This window comes from Virgibacillus sediminis, assembly GCF_042643265.1.
Classification (GTDB): Bacteria; Bacillota; Bacilli; order Bacillales; family Amphibacillaceae; genus Virgibacillus_O; species Virgibacillus_O sediminis.
Genome location: NZ_JBHRRZ010000014.1, coordinates 17,622 through 36,350 on the forward strand (window position 1 = coordinate 17,622; position 18,729 = coordinate 36,350).

Here is an 18,729-nt window from a genome sequence, read left to right on the forward strand (position 1 = left end):
TTTCCCCCTCAAATGGATTCAATCAATTGAAACATAGGCCACATCAATGTAATGTAAATAAAGATAATAACCCCGGCCAGCAGTATAAAGAAAATAGGTTGGATTAAAGTAATGGCCTTGATAATTTTCCTCTCCAGTTCTTCCATAATCATATCTGCATATACCAGAAGATCTTTTTCCAATTCCTGCATGTCTGCATTTCTTCTGAAAATGGAAGTCAATTGCCTGTCCAGAAATGACAGTTGGGTGAGCAGGGAATAGATGGGCAGACCTTTTTTTAACTCTTCTTCCATTAAAGAGGAGTAATAGGAGATGATGGGCAATTTATCCTGTTTCGTCATATAAGATAAAATTTTGCTGAATGGCATTCCTGTCCTTAACATCATGCCAAAATGAGTGGCAAAGAAAAAAGATGTCCGGATTTTTAGATAGTGACGATATACAGGAATCAGCTGGTACCATCCGATTTGTTTATCAATAGAGATAAATTTTTTCAGGTATCCATTAAATACTACAGCGAGGGCTAGCAGAACCATAAAAGCAATAAGTAGTGTTGTTGTAATGTCTATGACAAGCAGGGAGAGGTGGATACTTGCTGCCGCTGCTTTTGAATTGGTATGGAATAGATCTGCGAAGGAAGGAAGTACAGAATTTTTAAGGAAATAAAACAGGATGGAAAAAATGAATAGGAGAATAAGAGGGTAACGGACGGTATCCCTTATTTTCTTCTTGTGTTTCATACTGTCTTCAAACATTTTGGCACATTTGGCAATACTTCCTTGGATATCACCGTTAGCTTGGATAAAGTATAAGTATGAAATGATGGAGGGGTGAAAATACGCTTCCTCGAAAGCTTTATCCAATGGACTGCCGTTTTTCAAGGATTGAATGATCACGCCAGCAGAGAGCTTTAAGTCACCATCCCATTTTACAGCTTCTAGTGCTTTTATAAGCGGATAGCCCGTCGAAAGTAAACGGCTCAACCGATCCAGGAACCGGAGTTGATGTTGCTGTGAAAGTCCCTTTTTACCTACCTTGGAATATATCCTGAGAGACAAACCCATAGGCGTAGGCCTTCTTTCTTAAGTATTCAAATGAATGGAACCTGTTCAATTTGCTGATATCCTTTCCATTTATAGTTTGTTCCAGTAGCCTGCCTTCCAATAATTCCAGCACGGCTGCTCTTCGGTTTGAAATCTTTTCAAGCTGGAGGGGAAGAAGTTCCAATGCTGCCACTGCAATAAGAGATTGACGTAAATCACCTTCTGTTAAACCCATTTCCTTTAGCCGTTGCAGCGTACCGGCTGCATTCTTGGCATGAAGTGTACTGAGCACTAGATGGCCAGTAAGAGATGCTTCGAAGGCAAATTCGGCTGTTTGGTTATCACGTATTTCTCCTACCATCAAAATATCGGGGTCATGCCGTAAAGCTGCTTTCATGCCCGTCTGATAAGTGATGCCCGCTTTTTCATTGATTTGTACCTGAAGAATATCATCTATGTCTTTCTCAATGGGATCCTCCAACGTAATCGTCTGGTAAGATTTCTCTTTGAGTATGGTTTGCAGCAGGGCGTACAAAGTGGTGGTCTTTCCACTCCCTGTCGGTCCGGTGAAAAGAATCAGTCCGGTACGGTTGGAAATCCAGCTTTTTATCCTCGATAACTGGGAGGGAAATAGAAATAATTGGTCAAGCGGAAGCTTATCCTGTTGAGGAAGTATTCGGATAGCTAAACTTTCCGTCCCATTGACCGGAAGTGTGGATAAGCGGAGGAAGTAAAGAGATCCGGCATCTTTATGCGCCATTGCCCCGTTTTGAGGCCTGCGTGTTTCTCCTATGTCCATACCAGCCGTGAATTTATAGTAAGTTAATAATAGATGATATTGAGAGTTGAGGAGCTTTTGATGAAGCCGGCGTTTCCCGAGAATTCTGAAGTAAATATTTGTGTGGTCGGCAAAAGGATAAAAGTGGATGTCTGAAGCTTGGGCTTCCAAAGCGGAGTTGAGTAATTTGTCCGATAGGTTGGCAGCGTGGTTCACCCGATGTTCACCTCCTTTCCAAGTCTATAATTCGACATAAAAAGGGGAACTCCTCTTTTTTTTCTTGCCTATTTAGTAAGTATTTTTGGAATAAATGGGGCGTAGTGAGGAAAGGATAGTATAAAAGCAAATGGAGGTGAGAAGGATTTCAGGTAATGATTATGTAAAATTTGTAACCCAGCAGCTAGTCCAATATATGGAGCAGCCGTCATCTGAAAGGAAAAAAAAGAAAGAGGAAATACACCAAGACAATCCTTTCTATGTCAACAGATGGCTTGGTATGCTTCCCTTTGCATGGAAAACAATAAGAAGGAAGGCAGAATAGCAGGCATTGGATGTTACCTGCTATTTTGTTGTAACCAACCCTCTTTAAGGTAAAAAATCCCCCCGTTGATGACTTCGAAAGATACGGAGGGTTGATACCGTTCCTCTATTTCCCGCAATTCCTTTTCCTTCTGCTCCTCCATATCCGCTCCAGTATAAAAATATTCCAGCATATCTTTCTCCTCCTGCAGCGCATTCAGTGACTGTTCGGCCCATTCATGAGATTGATTTTCGATATAGTTATCAAGCACCGATTGTATACGCTGAAAGCCGCTCTTCCACATAATAAGGGGGGAGAGGGTATAACAGTAATCAGAAATTTTCAGATCAAGCGATATCATGGATAGCTTTTCCATCATCTCAGTTTCCATTTTTCCACTGATTAAATGTAAACCGATTGAGTGAACCTCATCCTTTCTTTGCATTCCTGTGTAACTAATTTTCATGTTGACGACAAGCCATGGATATAAAGGAGTGTTCCTTGTGGCCGTTATTTTCTGGAAAAGCACTGTCTGTTTTTCACTCTTGACCAAGTGACGGATAATCTGCTGCAGCCGTGGACTGCCAAAATGCACCCATTCTCCCTTTTCCCCCCTTTTTTCGGGATTTGTAATAAGGGTTAATTTCATTGGATTTCCCTTCATGCCGGCATTATTGACATAATGCCAATAAAAAGGTCTGTTCATCAGAGCTTTATCCATTTCCTCTGTCAGTTGAATGGTCAAAACTCCTTGTTCATTGTCAACCACCTCACAGTAATGTGAGTGGAAATATTGTCGTAAGAAAGAATTTAAATCCTCAATTGCCATAATGCTGTTCCTCCTTGTCTTTCTCCATCTGTGTCTGGCGTATGATTTCTCCAAGATTATCCAATTTAATTTTTGTCTCACCTATCGTAGAAGATTCCTTGTAAATGGATTGGATCTCGGACTCCAGATCATCTATTTTCAGTTCTGCCAATATATCATCTAAATGGCCGATCACCTGTTCGAACATATGGATCTTTTCATATAAGAGTGACATAATATGTTCCTCAATGGTTCCCCGGATGGCAAAGTTATAGATATGAACATCTTTTTCCTGTCCATATCTATGTATACGGCCAATGCGCTGTTCAAGCCGCATAGGGTTCCATGGAAGGTCATAATTGATCATCCTATTGCAGAATTGAAGGTTGATACCTTCACCGCCCGCTTCTGTGGCGATCAACACTTGTGCATGGTCTCTGAACAACTGGCGCATCCAATCCTTTTTGCCTCGTTTAAACCCGCCGCGAAATGGCACGGACGAAATGCCATGTTGTTGCAGATACCACTGCAGATACAACTGTGTTGCCCGGTATTCTGTAAAGATGATCACCTTTTCGTCTTGGAAGGTTTGAATCAACTCAACTACTTTTCCTGCTTTTACATGATGGGGAAGCGTGCCTATATCATCTAGCAGCGGCTTTAGCATATCTGTCTTCTCCTCGTCTGCAGCCATCTTCTGCAAGGATAAAAAACAGGCTTCCCTGGAGGAACACAATTCCCTCAAATAAGTAATATTCGAGAAAGAGGAAAGTGATTTGGTTGATGAATAAATATCTTCATATACCTTTCTCTCTTCAGGACTAAAATCCATCCATACAGTTTCAATATGACGGCTGGTCTGGTCCATCGATGTTTCTTTTCGAGTATTGCGGATCATTACTTTCTTTATCAACTGCTTTAAGTAATAGTTATCCTTTAGGTTTTTCCGGTCTTTACCGAACTGCTCTAGAAAAGAATCATAGTTACCGAGAAGCCCGGGCTTAAGGATGGAAACCAAATTGAATATCTCAATAAGTTTATTTTGGACAGGTGTTGCGCTTAACAGGAGGCAATATTTTTTTTTCAATCCACGTACAAAGTCGTAGTTTCTTGTTTTATGGTTTTTTAACTTATGCGCTTCGTCAACCAGAAGAAAATCGTAGTCAATGTCCTGGATAGCCTCCCTGTTAGGTGGTCGTTTGGCAGTGTCCAGTGAAGATACGATAATATCATACTGATCCCAGGCATAATTTTTCCGATAAGCAATGGCAGGTATATAAAACTTTTCATTTAACTCCTTGACCCATTGATTCACAAGGGAGGCGGGGACTAGTAAAAGGGCTTTTTTAACCATCCCTCTTACCATATACTCTTTAAGGATTAATCCGGCTTCTATGGTTTTTCCAAGTCCGACTTCATCCGCTAGAATTGCTCTGCCATTCATACCTTCTATTACCTGTTCAGCAGTTGATACCTGATGCTCAAGAAAATCCATATGTGGGAGGTATTCCAGTGCACGCAAGCCGGAAAATTCCGGGCTTATCCTCATTTTCTCAGCCTGGTAGGCCATCTCAAAAAGTTGCCAGGGGGATAGGTGCTCCCCCTGATCGGCAGCTGTAATAAGTTTATCGATGAAATTGTAGTCTTTTTCTACTTTGATGGATGTCATTAAAATACTTCCTTTTTACAATAAGTTTAAAAAGTTTTAAAAATTACTATGTTCAAGATAATGATTATGCTATAATCTATAAGAGAATTAGAACACAATATCTGTTCTTGTTAGATAGTATATCCAAAAAAGGAATAATTCATGAAAGCGGATGAAAGTAAGGGGAGAGATTACTACGGTTTAACCGGGGCCCACTTCCTGGTTTTTCACTGGTAACGCCGAAGGAGCAAGCTTTTCAGCGAATCTCTCAGGCAAAAAGACTCTTGCTGGACGCGGCTCTGGAGAGTGTCAGCCATAGGCAGACCACCCACGAAGCAAATATATATCGAACACAAAGCGGTTCATATATATGCAACTTTCTGGTTGTAGGACAGAGATTTCCCAATATTATTGGAGAAATCTCTGTTTTTTTATGTTTTTTTCCACTTGGAACAAATCCTGTTGAGGAGTGTGATGAGATGTCGGAATTAAAAAGAACACCAATCTACCCGGAATATGAAATAGACGGGGCCAAAACGGTAGATTTTGGCGGTTGGGAACTTCCAGTAAAATTCAAAGGTATCAAGCAAGAACATTTGGCTACCAGAAAGGATGCAGGTTTATTTGATGTTTCCCACATGGGCGAGATTGCAATAAAAGGCCCAAAGAGCCTGGAATTTTTACAAAAAATGACCACTAATGATCCAGGGAAACTTTATCCGGGCCGTGTGCAATATACCTTTATGTGCTACCCCGATGGTGGAACGGTTGATGATCTGCTTTTATACATGATAGCTGAAGATGACTATCTGCTTGTTGTCAATGCTGCCAATACCAAGAAAGATTTCGAATGGCTGCAGGAGAATAACCCTTACAACAAGGAAGAGCTTATCTTGGAGAATGTATCTCATGAATATGTACAGCTTGCATTACAAGGGCCCAAAGCCCAATCTATTCTCCAGAGCATCACAGGTGAACCCTTGGATAAGGTAAAATTTTTCCGTTTTGAGTATATCCGATTTGATTCCATTGACATTCCCGCCCTGGTATCACGTACCGGATACACAGGGGAGGATGGATTTGAAATATATATTAATCAGTCTTATGGAAGGAAGCTTTGGAGGCTGCTCCTTGAGCAAGGAAGAGACCAGGGGCTTGAACCGGCAGGATTAGGAGCGCGTGATACCCTCAGATTCGAGGCAAATCTTCCTCTGTACGGGCAAGAACTCTCTCAGAGCATTACTCCGGTGGAGGCAGGACTTTCCTTTGCCGTGAAAACAAAGAAAGAAGCAGATTTCATAGGGAAAGAGGCACTTAAAGAACAGGTTAGTCAAGGACCTGAACGGCAGATTTGTGGCATTGAAATGATAGATAAAGGGATTCCGCGGCCGGGCTATAAGGTTTACCTGAACGGGGAGGATGCAGGTGTTATTACATCGGGCACACAATCCCCTACCCTTAATTTAAATATCGCTAATGCATTAGTGATAAGGGAGGCAGCTGCCGTAGGAACAGAGCTGGAAATACAAATACGCCGACGTAAGTTGAGAGGGCGGGTAGTACCGCTTCCATTCTACAAAAGAAAGAAATAGGAGGAATCTTCGTGGAGTATCGTTATCTTCCAATGACAGAACGAGATAAAAATGAAATGCTTGCAGCAATAGGGGTTGCATCTACAGAGGATTTATTTTCCGATATTCCAGAGAATGTACGGTATAAGGGAGAAATGAACCTGAAGAAACCACTAAATGAATATGCATTGAAGGAAGAACTTACAAGGTTGGCAAATAAAAATGCGAACCTAAAAGAAAATCGTTCTTTTCTCGGTGCCGGTGTCTACGACCACTTTCTTCCCTCTGTGGTAGATCACGTGATTTCCCGGTCGGAGTTCTATACAGCTTATACGCCTTACCAACCGGAAATCTCCCAGGGAGAACTTCAAGCTATCTTTGAGTTCCAAACAATGATTTCGGAGCTGACGGCCATGCCTATAGCCAATTCATCCATGTATGATGGTGGAACGGCCTTAGCTGAAGCTGTAAATCTTAGTGCAGCCCAAACAAAAAAGAAAAAGATATTGGTATCCAAGGCGGTGCATCCGGAATCAAGGGAAGTTATCAAGACATATGCGAAGGGTCCCGGGTTGGACATTGTGGAAATTGATCATACCAACGGGGTCACCGATTTGGAGCACTTGGAAAGAGAATTGGATGGGCAGACTGCAAGTGTCGTGGTTCAATACCCTAATTTCTTCGGGAGGATTGAACCCCTGAAAGAAGTACAACACCTACTGGAAACACAGGATGCTATGTTTATAGTCTCCAGCAATCCATTGGCACTGGGTTACTTGACCCCACCTGGAGAATTTGGAGCCGACATTGTCACAGGGGATACACAAGTATTCGGTATACCGGCTCAGTTTGGCGGGCCACATTGTGGATATTTTGCCACTTCAAAAAAATTGATGAGGAAAATACCGGGAAGGCTTGTCGGACAGACGACAGATGAAGACGGTAAGAGGGGCTATGTACTGACACTTCAGGCAAGGGAACAGCATATCCGAAGAGAGAAAGCAACCTCCAACATCTGCTCCAACCAGGCGCTGAACGCATTGGCCAGTTCTGTTGCAATGAGCGCAATCGGAAAACAGGGGCTAAGGAAACTGGCAATCTTGAATATGCAAAAAGCCCGCTATATGAAACAACAGCTGAAGCAAGCAGGAATTCCGATTGCTTTGGAGGGGTTATTCTTTAATGAAATGGTCATTAAACTAACTCATCCAGTGGAACATATAAATAGGGAGTTGCTGAAAAAAGGATTTATCGGTGGATATGATTTGAAAAAGGTCTCCCCGGAATTTGAGGGACATATGCTGCTTGCTGTAACAGAAACCAGGACAAAAGAGGAAATCGACAGCTTTGTAAAAGAATTGGGGGATATCAATGGATAGAGAAGAGTTTCCGCTGATTTTTGAGCGAGGAAAAGAAGGAAGGACCAGTTATAGTCTTCCAGAGATGGATGTTCCAGAAGCAGATATAGCTGCTGAATTCGAGGAAGATTATATCCGAGAGACCCCCCCGGGTTTACCGGAAGTGAGTGAGTTGGATATTATGCGGCATTATACCGGCTTGTCCAACAGGAATTATGGAGTTGATTCAGGATTCTATCCGCTTGGTTCTTGTACCATGAAGTATAATCCGAAGATGAATGAAGATGTAGCACGTCTTGACGGTTTCAGCCATATTCATCCTTATCAACAGCCGGAGACCGTTCAAGGTGCCATGGAATTAATGTATGACTTGCAAGAATCGTTGAAAGAAATAACCGGGATGCATGAGGTATCTTTGCAGTCGGCAGCAGGAGCACAGGGTGAATGGACAGCTCTAATGATGATACGTGCTTTTCATGAAGCAAATGGGGACAGCAACCGCACCAAAGTGATTGTTCCTGACTCTGCCCACGGGACCAATCCTGCCTCCGCGGCCGTAGCTGGATTGGAGGCCGTTACGGTAAAGACTAACCCACATAGCCTCGTAGATATAGATCATTTAAAGGAAGTGGTTGGAAATGATACTGCTGCACTGATGCTGACGAATCCGAACACCTTGGGTTTATTTGAATCTGATATTAAAGAAATGGCGGAAATCGTACATGAAGCAGGGGGAAGGCTATATTACGATGGTGCCAACCTTAATGCCATTATGGGATATGCTAGGCCGGGGGATATGGGATTTGATGCAGTTCATTTGAATCTCCATAAAACCTTTACTGGTCCACATGGTGGTGGGGGTCCTGGGTCTGGCCCTGTGGGCGTCACGAAAGAACTCGAGCCCTATCTTCCGAAACCCGTTTTGACAAAGAAAGGTAATGAATATTATTTTAATGAGGATCGACCGCATTCGATTGGAAGAATTAAGCCATATTATGGAAACTTCGGCATAAATGTAAGAGCTTATACTTATATCCGTACCATGGGAGCTGAAGGACTCAAGAAGGTCAGCGAGTATGCTGTCCTCAATGCAAATTATATGATGCGTTCTCTCGAAACCGCATATCATCTCCCGTATCAGCAGCATTGCAAGCATGAATTCGTCCTATCAGGAAAGAAGCAAAAGAAACTTGGAGTACGTACCCTTGATATTGCTAAAAGACTGCTTGATTATGGTTACCATCCGCCAACCATTTACTTTCCGCTGAATGTAGAGGAGGCTTTGATGGTGGAGCCGACTGAAACGGAATCAAAAGAAACCTTGGATGGTTTCATTGACGCTATGTTGAAAATCGCCAGAGAAGTAGAAGAAGAGCCAGAACTGGTACAAGAAGCTCCTTATCAGACGGTGGTAAAGCGGCTGGATGAAACAACAGCTGCCAGAAAGCCGGTCTTAAAGTATAATAAGTAAATAATAGGCCCGGCAGAGAGATTTCTCTTTGCCGGGCCTATCCGTTTATTTTGTTTTTATTTTTCCTGTCCATTTTTTGAAGCCGCCTTTTAGCTGATACAGTTGCGAATAGCCCTTTTTATGGAGAATCTGAGCAGCGCGGGCGGAACGCGAACCGCCTTGGCAGTACAAGTATACTGGTTTATCTTTCCGGATCTCCACCAGCCTTTGACGAAGCTGTGTTACTGGTATATTTCTTGCACCAAGTATATGACCCCTGTCGAATTCCTGGGGCTCCCTGACATCAATCAGCTGTGCCTTCCGATAATTTTCTTTAAATTGTTCTTCGGTCAATACCTTAAGATAAGACTTCTGTCTATAGTAGCGGAAAATACTGACTCCAAGCAGTACCACTACAGCTATTATTAAAAACTCCATCATATTTCCCCCGTCATTCTCTTTTCTACATACCATTATAGGCTTGAATCTATTTTTTTTCAAAGTTTTTTTCTTTAGCATTGCATTTAAGATGGAGGTTGAGTAAGATAATGACTAAGACTGTCGAAAAATAGTGCTACATAATCAGTTGCCTAAACGGGGGCTGATTTGCAAATTTAATGGACAAAGATAGTAAAACGGCCTCAAAAACACTATATATAGTGTTTTTGTTTTTTATGGGTCAATATATTGTTTTACTTTCTCCTTTTGTGGTATCGTATTACTAGAGTGATAATGATGCAGCAAAAGGAAATGAGTGGCAAAGGAGCGATAGAATGTCGACAATTACGGCTGAAAACCGGGGCATTGATGTAGAAGCACTGAATAAAGATATAGAGCAATTTCCCCAGGTCCATCCAATAACGAGTGATATGAAATTAACCCACAAAGGTGTTTCCAGGCTGGTCATGCTGGATCGCTATGCGTTTAAAGATACGGAGCGAAAGACCCTGAAAAAAGGCGACCTGGTAGTCCTTACTGTGAAAGCAGACCCCAAATTTCCTGCCCGTGGCATCGGAAGAATACAATCCGTTGACTGGGATCATAAAGAGGCGGCAATCAAAGTAGATTCTGAATTTCTTTCCGTATTGGATAAGGAAGAGGAGTCAGGTATCGTCCGGCGCAGTCTGGACGTGATTGATAAACCGCTTGAGTTATTTTATGAGCAGATTGCTAAAAGGAACGCAGCCGGACTGGCCGCTGTTGAACATACAAAAGAAAAGCAGGATGAATGGTTTACCAAATTTCATGAAGAATTATCCAATCTCCATTTTATCCCAGCCGGACGAGTGTTATATGGTGCAGGCGCCGATACGGATGTAACATATTTTAATTGTTATGTGATGCCTTACATTCAAGATTCCCGTGAAGGAATTTCCGATCACAGGAAGCAAGTAATGGAAATAATGTCCCGTGGCGGTGGTGTGGGTACGAATGGCTCCACTTTGAGACCCAGGAATACATTGGCACGAGGCGTTAATGGAAAATCCTCCGGTTCCGTCTCATGGCTGGATGACATTGCAAAGCTGACTCATCTTGTGGAGCAGGGAGGTTCCCGTCGTGGCGCCCAGATGATTATGCTGGTGGATTCACATCCAGATATTATCGAATTTATCATTTCCAAAATGCAAAATCCCAGAATCCTTCGTTATCTGATAGAGAATACTGAGGATGAGCATATTAAGAAGCTTGCCAGAGAAAAACTAAACTTCACCCCATTCACAGAAACAGAATTGGATCTCTATCAGGGTATTGTTAATTACCGTAATATGCCGGGGAAAGGCGGTTTTACAGAGGCTGCCATCCGGGAAGCCGAAGAAAAGCTGCACACAGGGGGAACTTATGAAGTCCATAATCCCGACTTCTTGACAGGAGCTAACATATCTGTCTGCATCACGAAGGAATTCATGGAGGCAGTGGAGAATGATGCATATTATGAATTGCGTTTCCCCGATGTGGAAAATTACACCGAGGAAGAGATGCAGGCGTACAACGAACAATGGCATGAGGTTGGCGATGTCCGTAAATGGGAAGAAATGGGTTATGGTGTGCGGGTATACCGCCGTATCCGAGCGAAAGAACTCTGGAATCTTATAAATATTTGTGCCACTTATTCTGCAGAGCCTGGCATTTTCTTCATCGACAATGCCAACGATATGACAAACGCCAGAAGTTACGGAGATCAAGTGGTTGCTACAAATCCTTGCGGCGAACAACCTTTGGCTCCATATTCGGTCTGTAATCTAGCTGCTGTTAATCTTGCTGAAATGGCGGATAAGCAGAACAAGACGGTAAACTTCGAGAAATTAAAGAAAACAGTAGAAACTGGGGTTCGTATGCAGGATAATGTCATCGATGCGACTCCATACTTTCTCGAGGAAAACAAGAAGCAGGCACTAGGTGAGCGCCGTGTAGGTCTGGGAGTAATGGGATTGCATGATCTGCTCATTTATTGTGAGACCGAGTATGGATCCTCAAAAGGGAATGAATTGGTTGATCAAATATTTGAAACGATTGCTACCACAGCATACCGCGCTTCTATCGAGCTTGCGAAAGAAAAAGGCAGCTTTCCTTTCCTTGTAGGCAGTACAGATAAGGAGACAATGTCGTTGAGGAAAGCTTTTATCAACACTGGCTATATGAAAAAAATGCCGGAGGATATCAGGAAAGATATTCTGGAGTATGGCATAAGGAATTCCCATCTGTTGACAGTAGCGCCTACAGGCAGCACTGGTACAATGGTGGGTGTAAGTACCGGGTTGGAGCCATACTTTTCTTTCTCCTATTATAGGAGCGGTAGACTTGGCAAATTTATCGAGGTGAAGGCTGAAATCGTACAGGAATATCTTGAAGAACACCCAGAGGCTGATGAAAATAATCTGCCAGAATGGTTTGTTACGTCCATGGATCTATCACCTGAAGCCCATGCAGATACTCAATGTGTGATTCAACGCTGGGTCGACAGTTCCATCTCAAAAACCGTTAATGCCCCCCGCGGCTACCGGGTGGATCAGGTGCAGAATGTGTATGAGAGGCTGTATCGAGGTGGTGCTAAGGGTGGAACAGTATATGTGGACGGCAGTCGGGACTCACAGGTACTGACACTTAAAGCTGAAGAAAACAGTGAAGGTGAGCAAACAGAGCTGTTTGATTATGAAGAAAAAACCGAGAAACCGAAAGTTGTCTTGATGGATACCGTACAGGAACTGGAAAAAACGGATGTTACCATAGGATCAGAAGTTGGTAACACTTGTCCTGTCTGTCGTTCAGGGAAAGTTGAGGATATCGGCGGCTGTAATACTTGTACAAGCTGTAATGCCCAGCTGAAATGCGGGCTGTAATAAATTGGGAAGGATCGGTGTACAACACCGGTCCTTTTTAGGTCATAAGGATATTTAAGGAAACAAAAAGCCGCTTGCTTGACCAGCGGTATGATAAATTAAACATCAACCATCTTCTGAAAGTTGGGGGTCTTGTTTCCCTTTATCTTTTACGTTATCCTCATTATAATGAAAAGTTTTTCCCTAAACTAAATCTTTTGTTAGAAATGAGGAGATTCTAAAATGCCTACCCCCAGTATGGAGGACTATATAGAGCTCATATATAATCTTATGGAAACAAAGGGATATGTCCGAGTCTCCGACATAGCGGAAACTTTGATGGTCTATCCTTCTTCAGTGACGAAAATGATTCAGCGGCTCGATAGGGACGAGTATCTGAATTATGAAAAGTACAGGGGCTTCACTCTTACTCCGAAAGGAAAAAAGATTGGGGAAAGATTGGTATATCGTCATGAACTTTTAGAACAGTTTCTCAATATTATTGGAGTGGATAAGGATAATATCTATCAGGATGTGGAAGGTATTGAACATCATCTAAGCTGGAATTCAATCGACCGTATTGGAGATGTCGTTGAATATTTCAAAGATCATCCACATCGCCTCGAAGAGCTTAAGGATATTCAAAAACGTAATGAATAAATAGTAAAAGCCGTCCGGTATTAGCCTGTATTTGTTCTAATTGCTTCCCCTTATGCTTAAAAATATAAAAACAGCATAAGGGGAGAGCATATGAAGATAGATGGGGTGTTTTCCGGTGGCGGAGTAAAAGCATTTTCATTTCTGGGAGCACTTGAAAGTATCGAAGAAAGAGGATTGGAATTTGAACGGGTTGCCGGGGCCTCGGCTGGTGCAATAGTGGCATCTTTCCTGGCCGCGGGGTATAACTATAAGGAAATAAGTGAAATGTTGGAGGAAATGGAATTGAAGTATTTCCTGGATCCGCCGCGTATCAGCAGAATTTTACCAGTCAGTAAATGGCTGTTGTTATATTTCCAATTGGGCATCTATAAAGGTGATAAATTGGAAGGATGGCTGAGGGAAAGGCTGGCATACAGGAATATTCATACCTTTAGTGATTTAAAACCTGGATATCTCAAAGTCATAGTGAGTGACCTATCACTCGGAAAGCTTGTAGTAATTCCGGATGATTTGGAACGAATTTATGCGATCAACCCTACTGACTTCCCTGTTGCTACGGCTATAAGGATGAGTGCCGGTTTCCCTTACTTCTTCATGCCTAAGAAATTGGCAGGGCGTTCCGGCCATAAAAGTATAATCGTGGACGGGGGCTTGCTAAGCAATTTCCCGTTATGGGTGTTCGGTCCAGAGGGGATCCGGGACACCAGGCCGGTACTAGGGGTTAAATTGACGAGGGACATGGATAAGTTCGGGAAGCCAAGGCTTATTAATAATGCTTTTGATATGTTCCATGCCCTCTTTGCAACGATGAAGGAAGCACATGATGCGAGATATATTTCCAAATCCCAGCAAAATAACATAATATTTATACCGGTGAAAGGAACGGAGGCCACTGATTTTCATCTATCACAAGAAAAGAAACAGGAATTGATTAGAAATGGGCGACAATACGCCCACACTTTTTTACAGTATTGGCCGAGGTGAATGGCGCACAAGCAAAAAAAGAAACAGCCGTGCTGTTATGGGACTCAGCCTGGCCGTTTCTTTTTTGATTTGCTTCCGTCAATTACACGGAGATGTGAAGCCGCACGACGACTTGCTTTTTTCCTTACAGATACAGGCTGTTGCTTAACCGCCGCCTTTGTCTGCATTTTTGCCGGATGGCTTTTATACTTGGCTTTTGACTGTTTTACCGCTTTCTTATATTTTTTCATATCGTTGGAGGGCGCTCTCCGTTTCTGCATGAAAAAATAGAAGACTGCAAAGAGTGCGGCACCCACACCAAGCATAATAAATATATTTGTAAAGAAACTGGCTGTATTGGTCAGAAGTTGTGACACGATTCCTACTGCTGCAAGGCCAATCAGCGCATAAACCAAGATGGATAACTTACTTTTTCCCATCACAATATCCTCCTTTTCAAGGGTTTGGCAATTTGCACTCACTTATTAATATATACCCTTTTACATAAGACTTATATCCCTTTATTAAGAAAATATCAGCTGAAATCTCTCTCTAGTAATTATTTCCGTCTATGGCCGTATTATTCAATTTTGCGTGATTTTTTATGCCTACCTATAATTTAACAGAAAAAACTTGACATCACCAGCTTCTATTTTAATAAGTATGGGTCTGTAGCACTGATAGCTTGAGGCTGTCTTGGTCATAATAATGGCTGGAGGTGTTCGTATGCAAAAAAATAAAAAAGAGAAGCTGGAACAGAATAAAACCGAAGAGCCTATGGGGCTGCTGCAGCGTTCTCTTCTTACCGGGTTTGTGGGAGGCATCCTTTGGAGTATGATCAGTGCTTTTATGTATTATTTCAACTTTATGGATCTTTCTGCAAGGCATTATCTGCTTAGGTCGTGGAATCGTGCTGGATGGACAGATACCTGGCTTGGAGAGGCAGTTTCTATTTTATTGGTGGGACTCCTTTCCATTGGTGTTGCTCTTCTGTATTATATTTTATTAAAAAAAGTGAACTCTTTATGGGCAGGAGTAGTCTTTGGAATGGTCCTGTGGGTGGTCATCTTCTACATCGCCACACCCATTTTTCCAAATATCCCTACCGTTGAGGAGCTGAATTTGGATACGATCGTATCTTCATTCTGTATATATATATTATATGGAACATTTATCGGTTATTCCATTTCCTATGACTATCATGAAACCGGATTAAAGAAGAGCGAGTAGTCGGTAAGGCTGGCCATGGCTGCTCTTATCGTTATTCAAAGCTTGCTGTTTATGATAAACTGTTTACAACTGCAGGATATGACAGAAGGTCAGCTTAGGATACAGAAAGGGATGAACAAATGGGGAAGCTTGCAAAACTGAGGGAAACTTTGAAAGCAAATAACTTGGATGCCATTTTAGTTACCAGTCCGGTGAATAGACAGTATATCACTGGATTTACTGGAACTGCAGGAGCCGTTCTCATTGGTGAGAATTCAGCTCGTTTCCTGACGGATTTCCGGTATACAGAGCAGGCAAATGAACAAGCAAAAGGCTTCGATGTCATTGAGCATAAACAGCAAATAGAAATGGAGATTAGAGACCAGATTAAAGATATGGGTGTGAAGAGAGTAGGTTTTGAGAAAAACCATGTAACTTTCAGCCAATACGAAAAATACCAGCAGATATTGGAGGCTGAGCTGGTCCCTGTAGGCGGGCTGGTCGAGGAGCTTCGGCTTGTCAAGGATGAGCAGGAGCTGGAGATTCTAAAAAAAGCAGCAAAAATTGCAGATGACGCCTTTGAACATATCCAGCAGTATATAAAACCAGGCGTAAAGGAAATCGACATTTCCAATGAACTGGAATTCTTCATGCGGAAACAGGGGGCTGTTTCTTCCAGTTTTGATATCATTGTCGCTTCCGGTGAGCGTTCTGCTTTACCCCATGGTGTGGCGTCCGAAAAGAAGATACAGGCTGGAGAATTGGTGACATTGGATTATGGGGCTCTCTTCCAGGGGTATTGCTCGGACATTACTCGTACCTTTGCAATTGGAGAAATAAGTAAAGAGCTTGAAAACATCTATGACACCGTACTGAAAGCTCAGCAAACAGGTTTGGCTGGAATTAAGCCAGGTATCACTGGCAAAGAAGCAGATGCTTTGACAAGAGATTATATTAACGAAAAAGGATATGGCCAATACTTTGGTCATTCAACTGGACATGGACTGGGTATGGAGGTTCATGAAGGCCCTGCATTGTCTTTCCGTTCGGAGAAACGACTGGAGCCGGGCATGGTAGTTACAGTAGAGCCTGGTATTTATGTTCCCGGTGTCGGAGGGTGCAGAATTGAAGATGACATTGTCATCACGGAGTCAGGAATGGAACGGCTTACTTACGCACCAAAGAATTTAATACAACTATAATTAAGGAACTTTAAGGGTTAGGGAGGAAACGGTATGATTTCAGTAAATGATTTTAAAACAGGATTAACCATCGAGGTCGACAACTCTATCTGGCAGGTCATCGATTTTCAGCACGTCAAGCCGGGGAAGGGTGCGGCCTTTGTCCGTTCTAAGCTGAGAAACCTGCGCAATGGCAATATACAGGAGAAGACGTTCCGTGCAGGTGAAAAAGTCAGTCGTGCTCATATTGAGAACAGAAAAATGCAGTATCTTTATGCTTCAGGTGATTCTCATGCGTTTATGGATACGAACACATATGATCAGATTGAACTGACTACCAAGCAAATAGAGAATGATTTGAAATTCATGAAAGAAAATATGGAAGTGAATATTATTACCTATGAAGGTGAAGTGCTTGGTGTCGACCTTCCCAAAAACGTGGAACTAGAAGTAACGGAAACAGAACCCGGAATTAAAGGTGACACGGCCAGCGGAGGAACGAAACCAGCAACATTAGAAACCGGGCACACAGTACAAGTGCCATTTTTCATTAATCAAGGCGATGTATTACTTATTAATACTTCAGATGGAAAATACATTTCACGTGCCTAGATAGTAATTTAAAGCAGTCCTCTTCGCGGGGCTGTTTTTTTATGTCTTTTTATTGACTTCAACATAGAGTGCGAACCTGCGGGCAGCGAAGGCTGACAGTCATAATATGCCAATCCTGTCATACAGTTTATTATAAAGGATATTCCAGACATGGGAGGGTGGAAAGTGAAGGAGATATTACGGCTGTTTCCGCCTGCGATAAGACAAGCACTTCAGGATCGGCTGAAGGCTCAGGGTGATACTCTGCAGGAGATCCGTGTCCGGCTTCTAAAACCAGTCGAACTTATTTTTGACAAGAAAATTAAATGGATGGACGAGGCGGTGCCGGCAAAAGAGGACCTCATCTATATTATCAATCAGTTGAGTGAGTTCTCCCTCTATCGGATGGACGATGAACTGCAGAAGGGTTATATCACCATTGAAGGAGGCCACCGGGTAGGACTAGCCGGCAAGGTAAATACCATCAACGGATCCGTCCAGGCTCTCAAATATATTACTTTCTTAAATATCCGCCTGGCAAAAGAAAAAATAGGAGCGGCTTCGGAAATAATACCCCATCTGCTGAATGGCTCACATTACTATAATACTCTGTTCATTGGACCCCCTCAAACCGGAAAGACCACAATCATAAGAGACTTGACCAGACAGATAGCTGACGGATGGGGGAACATAGCTGCACAAAAAGTAGCTGTCATTGATGAACGCTCGGAAATAGGGGGATCCATCAATGGGATTCCCCAGCATAATCTTGGAAGACGTACCGATGTAATGGATGCTTGCCCTAAAGCTGAAGGCATGATGATGATGATCCGCTCGATGTCCCCTGAAGTACTTATTGTAGATGAAATAGGAAGCCATGAAGATGTAGCAGCCTTAAGGGAAGCTTTATATGCGGGTGTAACAGTTATATGTACCATGCATGGAAGCAGTCTAGAGGAAATGGAAAACAGGCCTTCTGTCAGAGAGTTGATTCTCCATCGCGCATTCCAGAGGATTGTAGTATTAGAGAGAATGCACACCCCTGGACGGATAAAGGATATCTATAACGAGAAGGGGGAAGGTCTTCTTTACAAGCCGGGAGGGTACAGGGATGAAATGGATTGGCGCACTTCTTTTCATAGCGGCCACCACCTGGGTCGGCCTTGAATGGAGCAATCGATTGAGCAGCCGGCCTAGGCATATCAGGCAATTAAAGAATGCTTTGCAGATTTTGGAGGCAGAAATGCTGTACAGCCAGTTATCACTGGAGCAAGCCTTCAGGAACATTTCTCGGCAGGTCCCTTTACCTATCAGCAGTTTTTTCGATGGGATGAGTCAGGAAATGCAGGGAGAGCTGAACGATTTTATAAGAGTATGGGAAAAGCATGTGAAACAGTTGGTACGTCGGTCTTGCCTTAGCAGCAATGAAGAGGAGATACTCCTCCAATTCGGCAGGACCCTTGGACAGCATGATTTCCGCCAACAGCAAAAACATATTCAATTAACAGGAAGCCACTTACAGCGCGAATTAGAAGAAGCCAGGGACCTTCAATGGAGATATAGCAAAATGGCTAAAAGTCTCGGCTTATTAGGAGGATTATTTATTGTACTGCTGCTTTTATAGCCGGAAAG

General features: G+C 42.7%; 18 protein-coding genes and 1 riboswitch. Of the genes, 12 read left to right on the forward strand and 6 right to left on the reverse strand.

Annotation, left to right across the window (positions count from 1 at the left end):
* Positions 1-8: 8 nt before the first annotated feature.
* Positions 9-1,064 carry a competence type IV pilus assembly protein ComGB gene (gene comGB / locus ACFODW_RS07525; protein ID WP_390304866.1) on the reverse strand — a complete coding sequence of 352 codons (1,056 nt, stop codon included), beginning with the start codon at positions 1,062-1,064 and terminating at the stop codon, positions 9-11.
* Complete coding sequence (gene comGA / locus ACFODW_RS07530; RefSeq protein WP_390304868.1) at positions 1,027-2,037, reverse strand: competence type IV pilus ATPase ComGA; 1,011 nt, start codon at positions 2,035-2,037, stop codon at positions 1,027-1,029. Before comGA ends, comGB begins: the two co-directional genes overlap by 38 nt.
* A 130-nt stretch (positions 2,038-2,167) precedes the next feature.
* Between comGA and ACFODW_RS07535 the strand changes: the two genes are divergently transcribed.
* Positions 2,168-2,362, forward strand: a complete 195-nt coding sequence (locus ACFODW_RS07535) for a YqzE family protein (RefSeq protein WP_390304870.1) — start codon at positions 2,168-2,170, stop codon at positions 2,360-2,362.
* A gap of 13 nt (positions 2,363-2,375) precedes the next feature.
* Here the strand turns inward: ACFODW_RS07535 and ACFODW_RS07540 are convergent, their stop codons facing one another.
* Both ACFODW_RS07540 and ACFODW_RS07545 read right to left on the reverse strand, forming a co-directional pair.
* A complete protein-coding gene (locus ACFODW_RS07540; protein WP_390304873.1) occupies positions 2,376-3,170 on the reverse strand; it encodes a YqhG family protein in 795 nt (264 codons plus the stop codon).
* Positions 3,160-4,818 carry a DEAD/DEAH box helicase gene (locus ACFODW_RS07545; RefSeq protein ID WP_390304875.1) on the reverse strand — a complete coding sequence of 553 codons (1,659 nt, stop codon included), beginning with the start codon at positions 4,816-4,818 and terminating at the stop codon, positions 3,160-3,162. Before ACFODW_RS07545 ends, ACFODW_RS07540 begins: the two co-directional genes overlap by 11 nt.
* Positions 4,819-4,969: 151 nt before the next feature.
* Positions 4,970-5,091, forward strand: a riboswitch (glycine riboswitch).
* Between the two features lie 185 nt (positions 5,092-5,276).
* Here ACFODW_RS07545 and gcvT point away from each other — a divergent pair.
* Genes gcvT through gcvPB form a run of 3 tightly spaced genes read left to right on the forward strand, consistent with a single transcriptional unit; the run spans position 5,277 to position 9,197 of the window.
* Complete coding sequence (gene gcvT / locus ACFODW_RS07550) at positions 5,277-6,389, forward strand: glycine cleavage system aminomethyltransferase GcvT (RefSeq protein ID WP_390304877.1); 1,113 nt, start codon at positions 5,277-5,279, stop codon at positions 6,387-6,389.
* 11 nt (positions 6,390-6,400) lie between these two features.
* Positions 6,401-7,747, forward strand: a complete 1,347-nt coding sequence (gene gcvPA / locus ACFODW_RS07555) for an aminomethyl-transferring glycine dehydrogenase subunit GcvPA (RefSeq protein ID WP_390304879.1) — start codon at positions 6,401-6,403, stop codon at positions 7,745-7,747.
* Positions 7,740-9,197, forward strand: coding sequence for an aminomethyl-transferring glycine dehydrogenase subunit GcvPB (gene gcvPB / locus ACFODW_RS07560; RefSeq protein ID WP_390304881.1), 1,458 nt, complete (start codon positions 7,740-7,742; stop codon positions 9,195-9,197). Before gcvPA ends, gcvPB begins: the two co-directional genes overlap by 8 nt.
* A gap of 45 nt (positions 9,198-9,242) precedes the next feature.
* Here gcvPB and ACFODW_RS07565 read toward each other — a convergent pair whose 3' ends face one another.
* The gene (locus ACFODW_RS07565; RefSeq protein ID WP_390304883.1) at positions 9,243-9,614 is read right to left on the reverse strand and encodes a rhodanese-like domain-containing protein; all 372 of its coding nucleotides are present in this window, start codon (positions 9,612-9,614) and stop codon (positions 9,243-9,245) included.
* A 335-nt stretch (positions 9,615-9,949) separates the two neighbouring features.
* Here ACFODW_RS07565 and ACFODW_RS07570 point away from each other — a divergent pair, with 335 nt between their 5' ends.
* The 3 genes from ACFODW_RS07570 to ACFODW_RS07580 all read left to right on the forward strand — a co-directional run bounded on the left by ACFODW_RS07570 (position 9,950) and on the right by ACFODW_RS07580 (position 14,137).
* Positions 9,950-12,514, forward strand: a complete 2,565-nt coding sequence (locus tag ACFODW_RS07570) for a vitamin B12-dependent ribonucleotide reductase (RefSeq protein ID WP_390304885.1) — start codon at positions 9,950-9,952, stop codon at positions 12,512-12,514.
* Positions 12,515-12,736: 222 nt separating this feature from the next.
* Positions 12,737-13,153 (forward strand): transcriptional regulator MntR, encoded by a 417-nt coding sequence (gene mntR, locus ACFODW_RS07575; RefSeq protein WP_390304887.1) that lies wholly within the window; start codon positions 12,737-12,739, stop codon positions 13,151-13,153.
* A 90-nt stretch (positions 13,154-13,243) separates the two neighbouring features.
* A complete protein-coding gene (locus ACFODW_RS07580; RefSeq protein ID WP_390304889.1) occupies positions 13,244-14,137 on the forward strand; it encodes a patatin-like phospholipase family protein in 894 nt (297 codons plus the stop codon).
* 44 nt (positions 14,138-14,181) lie between these two features.
* Here ACFODW_RS07580 and ACFODW_RS07585 read toward each other — a convergent pair whose 3' ends face one another.
* A complete protein-coding gene (locus ACFODW_RS07585; protein WP_390304892.1) occupies positions 14,182-14,556 on the reverse strand; it encodes an SA1362 family protein in 375 nt (124 codons plus the stop codon).
* Positions 14,557-14,842: 286 nt separating this feature from the next.
* On the opposite strand from ACFODW_RS07585, the gene ACFODW_RS07590 reads away from it, so the two are divergent.
* From ACFODW_RS07590 to spoIIIAB, 5 genes are all read left to right on the forward strand, one after another.
* Positions 14,843-15,346 carry a YqhR family membrane protein gene (locus tag ACFODW_RS07590; RefSeq protein ID WP_390304894.1) on the forward strand — a complete coding sequence of 168 codons (504 nt, stop codon included), beginning with the start codon at positions 14,843-14,845 and terminating at the stop codon, positions 15,344-15,346.
* Positions 15,347-15,465: 119 nt separating this feature from the next.
* Complete coding sequence (locus ACFODW_RS07595; RefSeq protein ID WP_390304896.1) at positions 15,466-16,527, forward strand: M24 family metallopeptidase; 1,062 nt, start codon at positions 15,466-15,468, stop codon at positions 16,525-16,527.
* Between the two features lie 33 nt (positions 16,528-16,560).
* Positions 16,561-17,118 (forward strand): elongation factor P, encoded by a 558-nt coding sequence (efp, locus tag ACFODW_RS07600; RefSeq protein ID WP_390304898.1) that lies wholly within the window; start codon positions 16,561-16,563, stop codon positions 17,116-17,118.
* Positions 17,119-17,283: 165 nt separating this feature from the next.
* Entirely contained in the window at positions 17,284-18,264 is a 981-nt protein-coding gene (spoIIIAA, locus tag ACFODW_RS07605) for a stage III sporulation protein AA (protein ID WP_390304901.1), read from the forward strand.
* On the forward strand, positions 18,209-18,721 hold the full coding sequence (gene spoIIIAB / locus ACFODW_RS07610; protein ID WP_390304903.1) for a stage III sporulation protein SpoIIIAB: 513 nt from the start codon (positions 18,209-18,211) through the stop codon (positions 18,719-18,721). The genes spoIIIAA and spoIIIAB overlap by 56 nt, the downstream gene beginning before the upstream one ends.
* Positions 18,722-18,729 lie beyond the last annotated feature (8 nt).